The sequence below is a fragment of the Clostridium sp. genome, from assembly GCF_036646415.1.
Taxonomy (GTDB): domain Bacteria; phylum Bacillota; class Clostridia; order Clostridiales; family Clostridiaceae; genus Clostridium_J.
Genome location: NZ_JAVXMF010000014.1, coordinates 1 through 18,192, shown reverse-complemented (window position 1 = coordinate 18,192; position 18,192 = coordinate 1). Strand labels below are relative to the sequence as shown.

The window sequence follows — 18,192 nt, the reverse complement described above, 5'->3', positions numbered from 1 at the left end:
TAATAATTTAAATACGAAAGGAAGCGATGAGATGAGTACATTATTTATTCAATATCCAAAGTGCACAACTTGTATTAGAGCAAAGAAGTTTCTTGTGGAGAACAATATAGAGTTTGAGGATAGACATATAGTTGAAAATAATCCTACTGTAAATGAACTTACTGAGTGGTTTAAAAAAAGTGATCTAGAAATTAAGAAGTTTTTTAATACTTCAGGCAAACTTTATAAAGAAATGAATCTTAAAGACAAAATAAAAGAGATGTCTAAGGAAGAATGTATAGAATTACTGTCTACTAATGGAATGCTTGTAAAAAGACCATTACTTATAAGTGGAGATAAAATATTATTAGGATTCAAGGAAGATACTTATAAAGAGTTCTTTAATCTATAATTAAATGTGTGAAAAGAATATAGAGGATATAAAAATTATATCCTCTATGACAAAATAAGTAATGAACTAGTCTAAATTAACTTGTCCCTAAAATTCATGTTCACATTTAATAATATCTATATCCTCAGATATCCATCCAATTTAATAAATTCCCTTTTCCTTATTAAAAAACAGAATGGCTTCTGATTCTCTATACTGTTTATTCATCTCATCGGTCTCTATATAAGTCATAAAGATATTTTCTATTGGAATAGTTCTTTTGAAGATGTATCCATTTTTATAATTATTATTTTTATCTAAATCACAAAATGATAATGCAACCTGTAAATTAAATGTCCATGAGGTTAAAGATTTTTCATGGAAATTGTCCCACTGGTCTTCAGTACACATTCCTCTATAAAGTAAAACCTCAGTTATATTTAATAAATGAAAAAATGCTCTTACAAATGCAATTCGATGGATTAAATACCTTCTCCTTATGTGCTTTTCTCCCATACCTTGAAATGTTTGTTCTCCCCTTGGTATCTTGTTTTTATAACTCACAACACCCATTTCAGCAAGAACAATATTCATCCCTTTTATCCATTCAGAGTTGGGATTTAGTACAAGCTCCTTTGCTGTAGTTTCTTCTAAGAATTCTATTTGTATTGTTTTCATATAATTTTTTAAGTCATTTATTAAATCTATATTCCCTTCAGTGCTATCTAAATTAAGTGTTTCTCTACTTTTTAAAAATAGAGAATTTTCTTTAAGCCATTCTATGATTTTTTCTTCGGTAACCATTATTTCTTTTTCTGTTTTTGATTGCTCTAATTCATCTATTTTAATAATTAATTCCTTATCAAACTCTTTAATCTTTGTATCTAGTTCTTTTAATTCAAAGTTATTCAATTCTTTAGAACTTTTTAGTATTTGAAATGATTTTATATTTTCTGCTGGTACATCCCAATAATTACCCTTATCTTCAAAGTCAGTAATTCTCCATCGGAACATAGCAGTATCTGCAAAGTATTCCTCAATATATCCAGGGGTTCTCCTACCGTCTAATAATCTACATTTATTTTGTTTAACTATATACTTAATATCTCCGTTTACAAAATCACTATCTGGAAGTGAATTTGCATTAGATTCATGAATACCCATAGAAAACACCTCTCTTAAATTGTTTATTTCATAACATAAGAATATTCCATATTACTATTTATTTTAAATCTCACCTATATTGTTGTTAGCACTCAAATATCTTGTATTATAGTATTTAGCAAAAGCTTTCTCTTGTCGTTAGTTAAATTATGATATACTTCTTCTTTCTTGTAATCAGGTATTATAAAACTGTTATCTTATATCTAATCTATTTAAAACATTAATCTGTAAAAGTTCCGGATTACTCGATTTGCAACAAGTTCCACAAATATTATCATTAGTGCATTGTTTGAGTTTCTTATGTATTGCATTTCCTAAATATCCACTCGCTCCTATTATCAATAACCTCATAATGTTCTCCCTTTTAAAAATATAATCAATGAATGTTAGGTCATGTATTATATATTAATTATACAGGAGTAAAAGTAAAATTAAATAAAATTTTACATAAAAAGTATTGAAAAATTTTTACGGTTTTTCAAAGTAGAGCAGTTATAATCAATAATATTAAGTTGTGATAATTAAGTGATGAAAATTCATTTTGTATGTTAAGTTAGAGTGTAAATTTAACTCCCAATAAGATATTATATAAATATAGATATAAAGAACATATATATAAGAGGAGTGGGTGCAATGGATTGTGGATTTGAAAATGGAGATAGATGGTTCAGATATCGGGCTGCAGCAATAATTATTGAAGATGGATGTATTCTTTTCGCAAAAAACGAAGTGGATTCTTACTATTATTCTATAGGTGGTGGTGTGCATTTAGGAGAAAAAGCAGAAGATGCAGTTAAGAGAGAAGTATTTGAAGAAACGGGAATTGCATATGAAGTTGACAGACTGGCATTTATTCATGAGAATTTTTTTGAAGGATCAGGTACACTTGATGGATTGAAGTGCCATGAAATTTCATTTTATTTTTTAATGAAATCAAGAGGTACAAAAGAGTTGGATAGCAACAGCTATTCACAAGGTGTACGTGAATATATGCATTGGTTACCAATTGATAAGTTAAAAGATTATGTTGCATATCCAAGCTTTTTTGCAGATAAGCTACTTAATTTGAGGGATGGTGTTGAGCATATTGTCACCTACGAATAATGTGAAGTTGAGTTATTTAGCTAGTATTATTTTCATATTATTTTAAAGCAACGTAAAATATTTTAAAAAAATGCTGTGTTATACTAAATTATTGATTTATAACATTAAGTAAGGTAGTCTCAAGTGGACTACCTTACTTAATGAAATATATGTTTAATATTTACTCGATTTTCCCATTACAATATGGGCAATTATAAACTTCGTCAATATCTTTATTAATATTAAAGCTCATTGGCGATCCCTCTTTACAGTGTGGGCATCTCCAGAATATAAGGGAGATTGCAATAAACAGTACTAGCAATGAAATTCCACTAACACAGATTAATGCTGATTCAAATACTGCACCAATAAAACAGAGTGGAATAGATGCAAATAAACATAGTAGAGAAAACCTTCGGTATTTAATTAGGCTCCTTACCTTAGTAGACATTGCTATTTTCCTCCTTATTTGTACTTCACAACATATACAATTGTGAAACAACTACAAACATCATCTAGTATGTTTATAATACATATAACATCACAGCTTGACGTACTGCCCATGCTTGATGTTCTAAAAATAATTTTTCATAGCAATCATCAATTTTAAGCCATACTAATTCATGGTCTTTTTCTATTGGCTCAGATATTTTTTCAGCAATATCAGTAATATAAAAGTAGCCGATACCATGCATATAATATTCTAAAGTATCAGACCAATGGTACTTATTACCTTTACAAATAAATTTCTTCACAATAACCGATAATCCGGCTTCTTCTAAACACTCTCTTTTAATGCATTCTTCATGTGTCTCATTGATATCTAATCTACCACCAAGCAAAAAATACCCTGTTGATGTTTGTACAACTGCAACTCTATCATTACTATCGAATATAATTGCATATGCACCTATTCTATCCTTATATTCTATGCCTTCAAGTTTTTCACCAAATGATTTTTCTAACATCAGCATTCCTCCTAAATTATTGTAATTTCAATTTTGAACATAATAACAACTACATCGCAAAATAAGAAAATTGCCAATATAGTCTATGTCATCTATTTATAATCATACAGTTCATTAATGCTTTTATAATCTTCATTTATTAATTTATATTTTTGAATTTTGCCAATTTCATTAAACAATTTATATGCACTGGCATTTTCATTACCCTTAATTACTCTAAAACTATCATCCTTGAAAACTATTGAACAATTGTTTTCAAGTGCAATTCCAATTTTATTAAACTTATCTATAATTAAATCAAAGCCCTTTCTATCTTCTTCATCATAGTGTGGACAGTGAATAGCATCAATAAATCCTAATGCTTCAAGGCATATATAATCAGAATCATTCTTACTATATCCATATTTAAACCAACAAATAGAACCTGCACTTAATCCCGCAAGAATTATTCCTTTTTCGTGAGCCATTTTCAAATACTTGTCAACTTTGTACTTACGCCATATTTCCAGCATCTTACTGGTATCTCCACCACCTACATAAATAATATCTGACGATAAAATCTTATTTTTAATTTCTTCTTCAGACAAACTTGAGTTGGTCAGTAGTAATGTATCAGTAATGCATCTTAATTTTTCTCTATACACGTTATTAAATACATCTATATATGTTTGTGCATCACCACTGGCAGTCGGTATAAATAGTGCCCTTGGGCATTCTTTTTTCGTTAGACTTACAATATACTCGTCAATTACTAATGTCTCTAACTCTCTAATACTTCCCCCTCCGATTGAAACAATAACCCCCATTTAAAAATCATCCTTTCTTCAAAAATTGTTTGTTAATTCGTCATAGTTTACAATTATTCTTTACATTATGTATTAATTATACATCAATAAAAGTAAAACTATATAAAATTTTACACAAGAAGTATCAATTGAATTTCTACAGTTTTTAAACAGAGCCTTTATAATCAATAATATTAAGTTGCGTTAATCAAATGATGAAGATTAATTTATATGGTATTCATTTTGTGTGTTAAGTTAGAGTGTAATTTTACCTCCCTATAAGATATAATAATATGACATCAGCTATATTTCTATTAGACCAGAAGATAGACCCAAGTGAGTTTTTAGATAGAATAAAAGCTATAGCTCTATTTTTTAACAATTTAACCCAAAAGGATAAAATTCTAATAAAGCACTGGGTTAAAAACACAGTAGAAAAAGAGATGGCGGAGACAGCCATTAATATGTTAGAAAGATTTTAATAGCAATTATAATATCGTATTATTCGAAGCTGGATATGCGATATTTTTTCTTGTAGTTAATTATCAATGTTGCTGATGATTTTCTAAAGATTGCTGCTGGGTGAGGTAATGATTGCTATGTGCAAGCACTTGTTAAAGGACTTTAAAATAAGAGAAACAATATGCTATTAATTGGTAAAGATTGTTTAAAATTAACTTTTATGGGTGTATAATTAATATATGATCTAGTGAAGGATGGTATACTTAGACGAATTTAAAATGTATCTAAACTATTAATTAGAGGTGGTGTTATATATTAATAATAAAAAAATAAAATTGATTAGTGTATTGCTTTTAGTAATGGGTATTATATTTCCTGTAGGTTTTTTGTTAGGTTTCATTACTGCTAAAGTTGCATTTCCAATAATGTTTACCTGTATAGGGTGTCAACAATTACTTAATGGATTAACTTTTAGCTGGAAAAATAAGTATTTAAAATTACTTTCAATTTCGTTTGGTGTATTCTTTATTATTTTTGCAATATTCATTGTCTTACCATTTTATTTTAATTAAGTTACTTAGGTTTTTCCTTATATGCTGTTCAAATCCAATAAATACGATATATACAAATTTGTAAATTAATGTTTATTAATTGCATTTTAAAAAGGGGATTTATATGAAAAAAATCGGATTGAAATTAATATTTATGTTAAATATTTTGATTTATTGGTTTATTTTTTATAAAATAGTTGGATATTTCTTTGAACATGTTTTATCTGATATTTTTGTAGATAGTGTTATTTCTTTAAATATAGTATTTATAATAAGTATTTTTGTGTTTTTACTCCCATTGTCTATGATATTAACTCATCAAGTATTTAAGTATATTAGGAAAAATTATAATTATTATGTTAGTTAATTGAGACACAATAATTAAAAATGTTTTTCTCCAAAAGCATATATTACTGGCATATTAAAGTAAAGTCCATTACCTCTATTGAACCTTTCAAGTTCATTGAATATATCTTTTTTAAACTCTTCAAAAACATCACAACCTAAGTCTTCTATTTGTTCAAATATACCTCTAACTGCATTTGTCCACATTTCTTGCCACCATTCTTCTTTATCCTTATATATAACATCTGAATTCTCCTCATGCACTTTAATGTTTACAAATCCTAAATCATTAAATATTTTCAGTATATCCTCTACTGTATCAAACTTTGGTCTATCTGGATTTCTACTATTTTTATTTTGATTAACTGGTGAAAGATACTTATTAATTATCTCAGTTAGCCACTTTTGGTCCTCTTGTATTCCCCATATACTGAACCCTGCTTGTCCTCCATTTTTTAATAATCTTATAATGCCATTTAATTTATCTTCGCTTAGCAAAAGATATCCAATTCCAAACCCGCAAATTATATTATCAAAAGAATTTTCCTTAAAGTCTAAATGTTGAGCATTCATATTTTTTACTTTTGCATTACATATGTTTCTATGTAAAATATCCTTATAGGTTTCATTTACCATAACTTCAGAACTATCAATACCTATAACATATCCATCTTTACCTACCTTATCTATTGCAGGAAATAATGAAGCACCTCTGCCCATTCCTATATCCAACACTTTTGCTCCACTACTAATGCTTGAGAATTCAATTAATCTATTTCCAAAATTACTCCAATATTTTGGACCTATTTTACCAAAGTTAGGAGCTACCTTATCCCATGTGCTAATACTTTTCTTATTTACATTCATTTGTATACCACCTTATGTTATTTAATAATATTCTACAATTACTCCCTATAGTATATATTAATTATACAGAAATAAAAGTAAAATTGAATAAGATTTTACATGAAAAGTATTAACTGAATCAGAAGTTGAAGGTCTTTAGGAATGGATAGCTATATAATATTTTAAAAAGATTTCAATAGTAATTATAATACCGTATTATTCGAAGTGGATATGCGGTATTTTTTCTTGTAGTTAATTATCAATGTTGCTGATGATTTTCTAAAGATTACTGCTGGGTGAGGTAATGATTGCTATGTGCAAGCACTTGTTAAAGGACTTTAAAATAAGAGAAACAACATGTTATTAATTGGTAAAAATTGTTTAAAGTTAACTTTTATAGGTGTATAATTGATATGTGATCTAGTGAAGGATGGTAATAGATTATTCATTTAAAAGGAAGGGGGATTTTATATGCAAAAGGCTATTAGAATTAGTATAATTCTGTTTTTTTCTATATTTTTTATAGCATTTTGCTTTGCAAATTGTAAGCCAGGCGGTAAAATTGATAATGTTGTAGTAAATATTGGGGAGTCTTCTAAGTTTACTGAAGAAGAAATAAATAAAGCAGTAGATTGTGTAAAGAAGAGCTTTGAATCCGGTTATACGGGATGTACTCTAATCAAAACATGGTATGATGAAGAAAAATCTAATTCTGCTATTGAAGGGTATTTACAAAATGGAAGAGGCTCAATAAATGGAGTTAATCCCGAAAATGTTATTGTTTTGTTCTCTAATTTCGATGTAGATTCTTCAGGTGGGGATGGAAGTTTAAATCCAAATTCAACTTATACAGATTATAATTGGGTTTTAATAAGAGGTAGCCAAAGAGGTAAATGGAGAATTGACGATCGTGGTTTCGGCCTTTAAAAAATAATATAGAGGATATAAAAATTATATCCTCTATGACAAAATAAGTAATGAACTAATCTAATCTAAATTAACTTGTCAATAACCATTATAATACATGTAACATCACAGCTTGACTTACTGCACATGCTTGGTGTTCTAAAAATAATTTTTCATAGCAATCATCAATTTTAAGCTATACAAATTCATGGTCTTTTTTTATTGGCTCTGATACTTTTTCTACTATATCAGTAATATAAAAATAGCCTATACCATGCATATAATATTCTAAAGTATCATACCAATGGTACTTATCACCTTTGCAAATGATTTTTCTAGCATAATTCCTACTCCTAAATTATTTGTAATTTCAAATTTGCACCTAATAACAACTACGTCGCAAAATATGAAATATACGAATTATAGTCCTATGATTCTTCTCATTTTTTTCTTACAACCCATACTAAATGTCCTGGATATTCTGCTACTCTTTTGTCATATCCGCCATATATATTTATTACTTCAAATCCACATAATTCAAATAAGCTTTCTATTTCAGCCTTTTGAGAATATTTAATAGATATTGAACATTCATTTGTTTTTACTATATTACCATTTTCATCATATTCTTCAAATGTCCATTTTCCTGAATTAACTTGTGTCTCGTAATTGTATTTAAATTCATTATATACTTTTTCTTTTTTTTCGTCAGCATTTATGTATTCAAACCTTAAATATCTTCCATCAGTTTGTTGGCTTGTAATAAATTTATAGTCTGGAACTACTGTATTTAATGATAAAATTCCACCTTTACATAAATGTCTGCTAATGTTGTATAAAGATTTTTTCTGATGTTCCCTATTAATAATATGAAAAAAAGCACTTCTTGGCATAATTGCCAGTGAATATTCTTTATTAGTATTAAATTCTGCCATATCAGAACATATCAAATCTGTTTTTAAGTTTTTATCAATAAGTTTTTTACTCAAGATATTAAGCATTTCATGTGATATATCTATTCCAGTTACTTTATACCCTTTTTCTAATAAAGGTATTATAGTACAGCCAGTTCCGCAACCAATGTCAAGTATTCCCTTATTCCCATACTCTTTTGCTAAATTTAAATAAAACTCTATACATGTTTCTCCATTTAATGCTGAACTTTCTGGACAAACGATATCCACGTATAAATCATAATTTTCTGCAACCTTTTTGTAATCATGTAAATCCATATTCTATTCTCCCCTTTTAATAATTTTAATCATCATATTTTTGTTTATTTGAAAAATTTCACTTTTCCCTCCTTACTAAATAAAAATAAAAACACCCTTGGACAAAGCTATAGCCTTGTTCAAGGGTGCACAAAAAAATCAAATGCACGGTTCCACCTCAATTTTTAACTTCAAGTTCAAACAAACTCTATCCTTTAACGCAGAAATACGATAATGTTTATTTCACATTATTGTTCAGGAGTGGTTTTCGCTATTACTCTACAAAAGGAACTCTCATCAAATGTCCCTATTTCTGTTTGTTTCGTATGATAGTTACTCTTTCCATCATCACATTTGATATATTACGGATAATTATACTCTTTTTTCTATAATTTGTAAAATAATTCTCCATATTTAGAATTTTCTTTTGCACTAATCTATTAAGCCTTTCTATCTTTAACTTAAAATCATAATATTTCATACATTTTTTAGATGATACATAATAATATACAATTATTACCTATATTATACATTAATAAAAGTAGAATTAAATAAAGTTTTACATAAAAGGTGTAAGTCGAATTTCTACAGTCTTTTAAAATAGAGACTTTATAATCAATAAACATAGGTATTAAAGCCTATCATAAGCTACAGTAGCAAGGAAACTTTGTCACTGATCTATAGACAATGGTTTTAAGCTATACTTCTTCAAAGTGTCCTTCAGAACTTTCTAGTATTGTAAATTTTATAATGGGGTTTTAATATCTAAGAATAATTTAAATAAGAGCTGTTAAGTATGACAGCTCTTATAAAATAATACTAATCAATAAGAATTTCAATTAGTGTAGCAAAGATAAATTCATGGACATGGCTATTACCATTTGGCATAGCTTAGCTAGAAATCCATGGAAAATGATGGTTGTCGCGGGCATGAATGATATTTGGAAATTATTTCAATGCCTAGATATTCCTGTGTTTGAGACTGACATTTATATTTATAATTATAGTCAGAGTTTTGATAATTCTTTTCATTATATGATGTTTCTTTATACAGAACAAGTCCCTCCTTTTTAAATCGGTTAAGTTATCTCAACAATTACACAATATGAAAAAGTATTTAAAAAGTTACTATCTTAAGTAAAGTTTTAAAAAATAATTAATAATTCAACTAAAGGCAGAAATTACTAGGGGCAAGCACTTGTTAAAGGACTTCAAAATAAGTGAGACAATATATTATTAATTGGTAAAATTTGTTTGTAATTTAATTTTGTGAATGTATAATTAATATGTGATCTAGTGAAGGATGATATATTATGACGCAATATCAAGACATTTAAAATGGCTTTTTAAATTATAGGAGGGGGGACTTCCAAAAATGAATTTTGAAATAAAAGAAGATATAGTACCTAATATGGATGAGTTGATATCTTTATATAATAATGTTGGATGGAGCAATTACACTAATAACCCACAAATGCTAAAAGAAGCATATAAAAATTCACTTAAAATAATTTCTGTATGGGATAAAAATCAATTGGTTGGAATTATTAGAGTCGTTGGAGATGGATACTCGATAATCTATATTCAAGATTTATTGGTCTTAAAGGAATATCAAGGAAAAGGGCTTGGCTCAAAGCTTTTAGGTATTATTTCTAAAAAGTATGAGAATGCTAGCTAAAAGGGATAACTTATCGTTACCCCTTTTAGCTAGTACTATTTTCACATTAGTTTTAAATAGAGTCAAACATTTCTTCATTATCACAATGGCATAACTCATCAAGAGCATATTCAACAATAAATATATAGGGGTAGTAGAAGATTACTGTAAAGAAGTAATATATTCTTTAATACATTGGACTGTAGTATGTATATTGTCTTCGCTTATCCAATAATGGGTTACAAACCTTATTAGTCCATTTTCTTCTCCATTTATTTTTATGCCTTTTGACAATAAGTAATCTACTAGACCGTTTGAAGAAACAGATTTATCCAATCTAAAGAACACCATGTTAATATGAATATTATCCTCAAGAACAGTTATTTCAGGGATGGTACTTAATTCCTTAGATAATAATAATGCTTTTTCATGGTCTGTCTTTAAATTAGGTATCATTTCTTTTAAAGCAATAAGTCCAGGGGCTGTAACAACACCACATTGTCTTAATCCGCCACCCATCAATTTTCTATATTTCTTAGCTTTAGATATAAATTCTTTATTCCCTGCTAATATAGATCCCATAGGAGCACAAAGTCCTTTTGATAAGCAAAAGGTAACAGAGTCAACATTCTTTGTAATTTCAGTAACATCTGCATCTAAATAGGTAGCTGCATTAAACACACGTGCACCATCTAAGTGTACTGGAACATTGTGTTTTTTAGATATTTCTCTAATTTCACTCATGTTATTTAAAGAAATAACTCTACCATTTGAGTGAGCATTCTCTAAACAAATAAGTGCAGTTTTAGGATAATGAATATCTTCACCTATTCTAATTCTACTTTCAATATCTAATGGATTAATTTCCCCATTCAGTGTTGAGATTGTCCTAAGTTGAACACCAGCAATTATTGAGGAAGCACCTACTTCATCAGTTACGATATGACAATCATCACCTAAAATAACTTCATCACCATGATCACAATGAGTCAAAAGTGATAGTTGATTTCCAAAAGTTCCACTTGGTACAAATAGTGCAGCTTCCATACCAACTAATTTTGCTGCATAGGCTTCAAGAGATTTTGTTGTCTCATCATCATCATAAACATCATCACCAACTGTAGCTGTATACATTGATTTTCTCATGTTTTGTGTAGGTTCTGTAACGGTATCGCTTCTTAAATCTATAAAATTCATAATAACTCTCCTTACACTATATAATTACAATATAACTATATGGTACCGTATTTTGAATATTAACTCAATAATTAAAGGATTTTTAAATTATAAACAAGACTTCAAAATATATGGTTTATGAACTATGAATTGGTAAAATTTGTTTGAAGTTAATTTATATGAGTGTATAATAGTATATATGATCTAGTGAACGATGGTATTTTATGATGAAGTAATAAATTTTACATATTAGACTTGCACCTTACGTAGAGTAATATCTACAATTAAAGTATACGTCATTGGGACGTGTTTATAAATTATTTATATAATACGGAGGACATCGACTATGATATACACTGAAGAGCAAATCCATATCTACTTACGGAAAATTCAGTACAATAACAAGATTGAATTGAACGGAAAAACACTTCAACAATTACAAATTGCTCATTTGAAGAATATTCCATATGAAAACTTGGATATTTTAAATCATGTTCCGCTGTCTCTTGACGCAGAAGACTTATTCAAAAAAATCATATTAAACCATAGGGGTGGATATTGCTTTGAACTAAACGGATTATATAGCAATTTGTTAAAAAGCCTTGGATTTAATGTCACAAACCTAGCAGGGCGTTTCGCGAATGATGAGACTACTATTAAGATGCGAAGCCATCGCATACTTAAAGTTACAACGAATGATGGTATATATATCTGTGATGTGGGTGTGAGAAATGAATCCCCTAGAATGGCACTTAAATTAATAGATGGGTTAATACAAAATGACGGTGTAAGTGAATATAAATTTGAGCATGATGACTTTTATGGACATACTCTTTGGCAGAAGGAACAAGGTAAAAGTTGGAAAAGAATTTATGGTTTTACAGAAGAACCTCAACTGGACATTGATTATATCATGCCTTCTTTCTTTTGTGAAAAACATCCACAGTCGCTTTTTACTGGTTATAAAAAGATATCAATTTTTACTGATACATCTAATATTACACTTGTAGGCGACACTTTAAAATTTTATAAAAATGCAAAAGTAATAAAAAAAGTCGAGTTAAAAAATAAAGAGGAAATCGATAACACACTTGAAAAGTATTTTAGGATAAAAATAAATGATTAGTAAGCTTATAGGACTAATAGACAGTTGTAATTAAGTCACACTTTTCGTAGATTGTTCCTTTATACTTTTATTTCAAATCCATATTCACACAACACAAAATCATCAATTCTTACTTCATAGCTTTCATCAACTTGATTAAAGCCATTCTTTAAATATAGATTTATTGCTGGTTTATTTATATCTACAACAAATAACCTCAAGTATTTAGAACTCTTTTGTTTAGTGAGTGCAATAGCATGCTTAATCATTATACTACCAATTCCTCGATTTATATAATCAACATTAACCCCAAATCTCTCAAGATATAATGCCTTTTCATATACATTTTCCCATTTAACATTACTTTCTCCATCATTTGTTTCACATAACGTAAAAGCTGCAACTATATCATCATTCTCCTCTAGCAATAAATAAAGACATTTATTTTCAATATCATCGGCAAAAAACTCACACGGATAGATATCGTCCCAAATCCGTATGTTGTTTCTATTCATATTATCAATTATTTTTCTGTATACAACTTTGAGTTTTGGTAAGTCATAAATATTAGCTAATCTTAAATTCATTTCAGTCCACCTCAAATTCCTGTTTGTCACTCACAATTTAATACCATCGTTAACTAGATAACATATTAATTATACACCCATAAAAATAAATTTTGAACAAATTTCACCAACTAAAAATACCGCTTATCCAGCTTGAATAATACGGTATTACAATTACTATTAGTATTAAAAGCTATTTAATATATTATATAGCTTTTAATACTAAAGCGCTTCAACCTCCTCTTGACTTACTGATAATATATTAATGGCTGTCTCCGCCATCTCTTTTTCTACTGTGTTTTTAACCCAATGCTTTATTAGCGTTTTATCCTTTTGAGTTAAATTATTAAAAAATAGAGCTATAGCTTTTATTCTTTCTCATCATAATCTGAAAGTACATAGGATTTATTCACTAAAATTAAATTCTCTGCATTTAAATCTTTAGCCCAAGGTGCTTTTAACATTCCTTTTACTAAATCTAAAAATACTTCTTTGTTAGAATATAAATCCTTATAACTCTTGTCATGAATATTATTAATTTCCTTTTTAAAATTCATTAAAATACCTCTTATTTTATATCATCATTAGTTTGAGTATTAACTTCATGTATGTTATTTATACTTATATTATATCTTATAGGGAGTTAAAATTACACTGTAACTTAACACACAAAATGAGCACCATATAAATGAATCTTCATTACTTAATTATTGTAACTTAATATTATTTATTATAAATGCTATGTTACAAAAACTGTAGAAATTCCACTAATACTTTTTATGTAAAATTTTATTCAATTTTACTTTTATTGATGTATAATTAACATATAATCTAGGAATCAATTGTAGATTAAAACGAAAAATGATCATTCTTATTTTGTTTAATCTGAGACAAGTAATCAATAAGTTATTTATATTATACGAGGTGGTATAAAATTGAAAAACAGAATATGTTTTGAAAAATTTCTTTCTGAGGATGAATTTCATTATTTTTTAGATTTAGCTACAAACGAAAAAGTAGAGGTAATGAATTATGGAAGAGTGTTTACATTAGAAGAAGCAAAACAGATCTACGAAGGTATGTTGAAAAAAAATAGAATACATGAGAGTTTTGGATTCTTTAAGGTGTTTTTACAGGGTACAAATACTTATATAGGTTTAGGTGCACTGTTAGTTAATAATGATTTATCTGAGGGTGAACTTGAATATATGCTTTTGCCTGAATATTGGGGACAAGGCTACGGAAGCGAAATTGCAAGGGAATTATTAAAGAAAGCTGAAAATACAAAGAGCATACAACAAATAGAAGCAACAATAGACCCTAATAATACAGGCTCGAAAAAAATTTTATTAAATAATGGTTTTGTTTCATGCAAATTATATGAAAACCCTGAGGATGGTTCCCTAGTAGAAATGTTGAGTAAAAAAATGGAAAAGTAAAGATTATTTATATAGTCCGCAGACAAATAATAAATTATTAGAACAATGACATAGACTAATGTAGAGGAGTTTAAAATGAGTATTAGAAGTACAGCAAAAGCAATTATTGTTAATAAAAATAAGGTGTTATTGAATAAATGTTTTGATGAGTATAACGGTGAGTATTACTCATTGCCTGGTGGTGGGCAACATACATACGAAACATTGCATGAAGCAGTGATTAGGGAATGCCTTGAAGAAACTGGATATTATATTCTTCCAAAGACATTTATAGCATTATGTGAAGAAATATGTGAAAATCCTAAAACGAGAGAATTATACCCAGAATATATTCATAAGATGTATCACATTTTTCTATGTGAATTAGTTAGGGATGTTGCAAAAAATCCAACAGAAATTGATGATATGCAAATTAGCAGTGAATGGGTTGATATAGAACATTTAGATGAAATTCGTCTATTGCCTAATGCCTTGAATGATAATATTGGAAAAATGATTAAAAATGAAATGCCTATGTTTCTAGGTGAGGAACGCATCCAGTATAATCATGGTTGATAACTGTTAAATTCTAATTTGTCTTACTGAACAGAATGAACATAACTTGTGGTTGAGTTAATGCATATTTTTCTTGTATATTGTGCAAAAGCAATATATGTAATTCTTTAGAATTAGACGAAGTAAAGATTATTTATATAACGCAAAAGGGGAGGAAATAAAGAATGATACATTTAGTATATTGTGATGACAAAGAAAAGGTTTTAGAGAAAATCCTTAATGGTACAAAAACTATGATTGTAAGAGGTGCAGCAGGAAGAAAAATTCCTCATAGCAGAGTTTTTGAAGGTGAAACGTTGTACTTTATGAAAAAAGGAACAGGAAAAATCTCTACAATGGCTACGGTTGTAAGTGTTCAAAACTATGTTAAATTGACAGAAGATGAAATTGTAAAAACACTTGAGGATAACCAAAGTATGCTTAATCTATCTAAGAATCAAAAGAAAAGATGGCATAAAAAATGTTTGTGCTTAGTAGAGTTTAAAGATGTTAAGGAAATTACTACTTTAGAATTTGACCACCAAAGCAATATGGATGACTGGCTAATCATTGAAAGAATTGAAGATGTAGTAATAGGTACAAGTATTCCATATAATTATAATAATTCTAAGTTTAAGTAAACTAATGAACAATCACTGGTGAATTAATTATAAAAATAAGATGATTGTTCATTAGATTTACTGTAGATTATACTAATTTTCTTGGGTTATATTTACCCGCATATTCTTCTTTTGCTTTTTCTGTATATTTCAAAATGAAATCAGATTTAGCAGCTGTATATCCATCACGGTCATGCTCATATTTCTCTATTAGTCTTAATTTAAGCTTACCATATTCGTTAGCAACTTCTTCATGGTCCATAAGGTAGTCTCTAAAATATAATTCATTCCAGTTATCATAGTAGTGAACATGCAAGTGATATACTTTTTCTGCAAAGCCTTCTTTTGTATATCCTTTATTAAATGCCATGTGCATACATGGATTTTTTTGCGATGACATCAATATCCAACCATCATGTAATAGGGTATTTGTTAATTGTTCAAGATTGCTTTCATTATCTATTTCCAATAAAATATCGACTGTTGGCTTAGAAATCAACCCTTCAATGGCGCTACTTCCTATATGATTAATGCGTATGATATCTTTTTTATCAATACAATTTAAAAGTCTTTGTTTTTCAATTTCATACCAATTTGTATAATCTGTATTATGCTGTTTTAAGATGATAGGGAATAGCTCCCACAATTCTTCTATCGTCATTTCTGATAATTCCTTTCCCATGTACATACCTCCATTTAATAAAATATAAATAATATCTATTTACTCAACTCCTATTAAAATACAATTGATTCCTATGTTATATGCTAATTATACAACAATAAAAGTAAAATTAAATAAAATTTTACACAAAAGTATTAATTAAATTTCCATGGTTTTTTTAGATAACCCTTATAATAAATAACATTAAATTGTGATAATAAAGTGATGAAGATTAAATTATTTGGGTATTCATTTTGTATGGTAAATAGATTTTAATACTAATAGTAATTGTAATACCGCATTATTCAAGATGGATAAGCGGTATTTTTTCTTTTAGTTAATTAGCAATCTTGCTGATAAGCATCTAAAAATTACTGCTGGGTGAGGTAGTGATTCCTAGAGGAAAGCACTTGTTAAAGGACTTTAAAACAAGAGAATCAATATGTTTTAATTTGGTAAAGTTTATTTAAAGTTGATTTTTATGGGTGTATAATTAATATGTAATCTAGTGAATTATGGTAGTAAATTATGAATTTTATAGTTGAAAGGATAACAAAAGGAGATGTTTTAATGGATATGTTTATTAACATTGTTATCCCATTATCTTTTATGGCGATTATTATACAACGGTTAAGGCGAATAAAAGAAATAATAATCCAAACAAGAAAAAAATATGTAGAAATTATTATTGTATTGATTGTTTTTATATCAATCACATATTTTTATGCAAATACTTGGATCCATTACGTAGTGTTATTATTAGCTATTCTTACTTTTGTAAGTATGTGGTTTGCAGAAGGAATTACATCAAAAGGTTTCATATCAATGTATAAATATAAAGAAACAATATTATGGAATGAAATTGAGAAAGCCGAGGTAATTAGTTCAAAATATATAAAGATTAAGGTATCAGGTGGGTTCATGCAACAAACATTCTATTTTAAAAAGGGTGATTATGATAAAGTTATTGCTATTTTAAAAGAAAAGTTATCTGTACAAGCACAGTTACAAACAATTTCTGATAAATAAAGATATTCATAATGTTCTTATATTATATGTTGTGTGAATCCAATAAATATGATATATGCAACTTTGTAGAAAATGACGAAATAAATTAGAGGAGGATTATAATGAAAATTTCTGTAAATGAACTATTAAACATTGAAGAATTAGATGCAAGAGCCATATTTAAAGGGGTTAAGTACCCTTGGGAAGCCCTTACAAAAATCAGGAATTTCATTTTTGAATACGCAAAAAGTCTGCCAAGCGATTTTGAAAGAATAGAGGAATTTGTATGGGTTGGCAAAGGCACTACTATAGAAAGAAGTGTTCTTATAAAAGGTCCAGCGATTATAGGGTATAATTGCGAAATTAGGCATTCTGCTTACATTAGAGACAATGTTATCATTGGTAATGATGTTATAGTTGGAAACTCAACTGAAATTAAAAATTCAATCCTTTTTAACAAAACGCAGGTTCCCCATTACAATTATGTTGGTGATTCAATATTAGGGTATAAAGCCCATTTAGGTGCAGGTGCAATAACATCCAATTTAAAGTCCGATGGAACATTAGTAAAAGTAAAATACGGTACAGATATTATTGAAACTGGTTTAAGGAAATTTGGTGCAATTGTAGGCAATTTATCGGAAGTAGGATGTAATTCAGTTTTAAACCCAGGAACAATAATAGGAGAAGATAGTATTGTTTATCCATTAAGTTCTGTAAGGGGTTATATTCCAG

General features: G+C 28.2%; 22 protein-coding genes. 11 read left to right on the top strand and 11 right to left on the bottom strand.

Annotated features, from left to right (window positions below; translation table 11 throughout):
* Positions 1-31 precede the first annotated feature (31 nt).
* Positions 32-391 carry an arsenate reductase family protein gene (locus tag RSD37_RS10515; RefSeq protein WP_346946694.1) on the top strand — a complete coding sequence of 120 codons (360 nt, stop codon included), beginning with the start codon at positions 32-34 and terminating at the stop codon, positions 389-391.
* A gap of 141 nt (positions 392-532) precedes the next feature.
* Here RSD37_RS10515 and RSD37_RS10510 read toward each other — a convergent pair whose 3' ends face one another.
* Positions 533-1,534: a hypothetical protein gene (locus tag RSD37_RS10510; RefSeq protein ID WP_346946693.1), complete on the bottom strand. Its 1,002-nt coding sequence runs from the start codon at positions 1,532-1,534 to the stop codon at positions 533-535.
* 192 nt (positions 1,535-1,726) lie between these two features.
* Complete coding sequence (locus RSD37_RS10505) at positions 1,727-1,885, bottom strand: hypothetical protein (RefSeq protein ID WP_346946692.1); 159 nt, start codon at positions 1,883-1,885, stop codon at positions 1,727-1,729.
* Between the two features lie 282 nt (positions 1,886-2,167).
* Between RSD37_RS10505 and RSD37_RS10500 the strand changes: the two genes are divergently transcribed.
* Entirely contained in the window at positions 2,168-2,638 is a 471-nt protein-coding gene (locus RSD37_RS10500) for an NUDIX hydrolase (RefSeq protein WP_346946691.1), read from the top strand.
* Positions 2,639-2,798: 160 nt separating this feature from the next.
* Here the strand turns inward: RSD37_RS10500 and RSD37_RS10495 are convergent, their stop codons facing one another.
* The 3 genes from RSD37_RS10495 to RSD37_RS10485 all read right to left on the bottom strand — a co-directional run bounded on the left by RSD37_RS10495 (position 2,799) and on the right by RSD37_RS10485 (position 4,391).
* On the bottom strand, positions 2,799-3,068 hold the full coding sequence (locus tag RSD37_RS10495) for a hypothetical protein (RefSeq protein WP_346946690.1): 270 nt from the start codon (positions 3,066-3,068) through the stop codon (positions 2,799-2,801).
* Between the two features lie 73 nt (positions 3,069-3,141).
* Entirely contained in the window at positions 3,142-3,585 is a 444-nt protein-coding gene (locus RSD37_RS10490; RefSeq protein ID WP_346946689.1) for an NUDIX domain-containing protein, read from the bottom strand.
* A 92-nt stretch (positions 3,586-3,677) separates the two neighbouring features.
* Entirely contained in the window at positions 3,678-4,391 is a 714-nt protein-coding gene (locus RSD37_RS10485) for a peptidase E (RefSeq protein ID WP_346946688.1), read from the bottom strand.
* 272 nt (positions 4,392-4,663) lie between these two features.
* Between RSD37_RS10485 and RSD37_RS10480 the strand changes: the two genes are divergently transcribed.
* Positions 4,664-4,852 carry a hypothetical protein gene (locus tag RSD37_RS10480; protein ID WP_346946687.1) on the top strand — a complete coding sequence of 63 codons (189 nt, stop codon included), beginning with the start codon at positions 4,664-4,666 and terminating at the stop codon, positions 4,850-4,852.
* 912 nt (positions 4,853-5,764) lie between these two features.
* Here the strand turns inward: RSD37_RS10480 and RSD37_RS10475 are convergent.
* The gene (locus RSD37_RS10475) at positions 5,765-6,595 is read right to left on the bottom strand and encodes a class I SAM-dependent methyltransferase (RefSeq protein WP_346946686.1); all 831 of its coding nucleotides are present in this window, start codon (positions 6,593-6,595) and stop codon (positions 5,765-5,767) included.
* Positions 6,596-7,045: 450 nt separating this feature from the next.
* Between RSD37_RS10475 and RSD37_RS10470 the strand changes: the two genes are divergently transcribed.
* The gene (locus RSD37_RS10470; protein ID WP_346946685.1) at positions 7,046-7,501 is read left to right on the top strand and encodes a DUF4829 domain-containing protein; all 456 of its coding nucleotides are present in this window, start codon (positions 7,046-7,048) and stop codon (positions 7,499-7,501) included.
* 419 nt (positions 7,502-7,920) lie between these two features.
* On the opposite strand, the gene RSD37_RS10465 is transcribed toward RSD37_RS10470, so the two are convergent.
* Positions 7,921-8,712, bottom strand: a complete 792-nt coding sequence (locus RSD37_RS10465) for a class I SAM-dependent methyltransferase (protein WP_346946684.1) — start codon at positions 8,710-8,712, stop codon at positions 7,921-7,923.
* Positions 8,713-10,066: 1,354 nt separating this feature from the next.
* On the opposite strand from RSD37_RS10465, the gene RSD37_RS10460 reads away from it, so the two are divergent.
* Complete coding sequence (locus RSD37_RS10460) at positions 10,067-10,369, top strand: GNAT family N-acetyltransferase (RefSeq protein WP_346946683.1); 303 nt, start codon at positions 10,067-10,069, stop codon at positions 10,367-10,369.
* Positions 10,370-10,510: 141 nt separating this feature from the next.
* Here the strand turns inward: RSD37_RS10460 and RSD37_RS10455 are convergent, their stop codons facing one another.
* Positions 10,511-11,545 carry a low specificity L-threonine aldolase gene (locus RSD37_RS10455; RefSeq protein WP_346946682.1) on the bottom strand — a complete coding sequence of 345 codons (1,035 nt, stop codon included), beginning with the start codon at positions 11,543-11,545 and terminating at the stop codon, positions 10,511-10,513.
* Between the two features lie 325 nt (positions 11,546-11,870).
* On the opposite strand from RSD37_RS10455, the gene RSD37_RS10450 reads away from it, so the two are divergent.
* On the top strand, positions 11,871-12,650 hold the full coding sequence (locus tag RSD37_RS10450; RefSeq protein WP_346946681.1) for an arylamine N-acetyltransferase: 780 nt from the start codon (positions 11,871-11,873) through the stop codon (positions 12,648-12,650).
* A 59-nt stretch (positions 12,651-12,709) separates the two neighbouring features.
* Here the strand turns inward: RSD37_RS10450 and RSD37_RS10445 are convergent, their stop codons facing one another.
* Both RSD37_RS10445 and RSD37_RS10440 read right to left on the bottom strand, forming a co-directional pair.
* Positions 12,710-13,216 carry a GNAT family N-acetyltransferase gene (locus RSD37_RS10445; RefSeq protein WP_346946680.1) on the bottom strand — a complete coding sequence of 169 codons (507 nt, stop codon included), beginning with the start codon at positions 13,214-13,216 and terminating at the stop codon, positions 12,710-12,712.
* Positions 13,217-13,563: 347 nt separating this feature from the next.
* Positions 13,564-13,752 (bottom strand): hypothetical protein, encoded by a 189-nt coding sequence (locus RSD37_RS10440; protein WP_346946679.1) that lies wholly within the window; start codon positions 13,750-13,752, stop codon positions 13,564-13,566.
* A 378-nt stretch (positions 13,753-14,130) separates the two neighbouring features.
* Between RSD37_RS10440 and RSD37_RS10435 the strand changes: the two genes are divergently transcribed.
* The 3 genes from RSD37_RS10435 to RSD37_RS10425 all read left to right on the top strand — a co-directional run bounded on the left by RSD37_RS10435 (position 14,131) and on the right by RSD37_RS10425 (position 15,809).
* Complete coding sequence (locus RSD37_RS10435) at positions 14,131-14,634, top strand: GNAT family N-acetyltransferase (protein ID WP_346946678.1); 504 nt, start codon at positions 14,131-14,133, stop codon at positions 14,632-14,634.
* Positions 14,635-14,709: 75 nt separating this feature from the next.
* Positions 14,710-15,189, top strand: coding sequence for an NUDIX domain-containing protein (locus RSD37_RS10430; RefSeq protein ID WP_346946677.1), 480 nt, complete (start codon positions 14,710-14,712; stop codon positions 15,187-15,189).
* Positions 15,190-15,353: 164 nt separating this feature from the next.
* On the top strand, positions 15,354-15,809 hold the full coding sequence (locus RSD37_RS10425; RefSeq protein WP_346946676.1) for a hypothetical protein: 456 nt from the start codon (positions 15,354-15,356) through the stop codon (positions 15,807-15,809).
* Positions 15,810-15,876: 67 nt separating this feature from the next.
* On the opposite strand, the gene RSD37_RS10420 is transcribed toward RSD37_RS10425, so the two are convergent.
* Complete coding sequence (locus tag RSD37_RS10420) at positions 15,877-16,470, bottom strand: GrpB family protein (protein ID WP_346946675.1); 594 nt, start codon at positions 16,468-16,470, stop codon at positions 15,877-15,879.
* 549 nt (positions 16,471-17,019) lie between these two features.
* Between RSD37_RS10420 and RSD37_RS10415 the strand changes: the two genes are divergently transcribed.
* Positions 17,020-17,478: a hypothetical protein gene (locus tag RSD37_RS10415; protein WP_346946674.1), complete on the top strand. Its 459-nt coding sequence runs from the start codon at positions 17,020-17,022 to the stop codon at positions 17,476-17,478.
* Positions 17,479-17,579: 101 nt separating this feature from the next.
* Positions 17,580-18,192 (top strand): UDP-N-acetylglucosamine pyrophosphorylase (locus RSD37_RS10410; protein WP_346946673.1); only part of this gene is annotated, 613 nt, incomplete at its 3' end.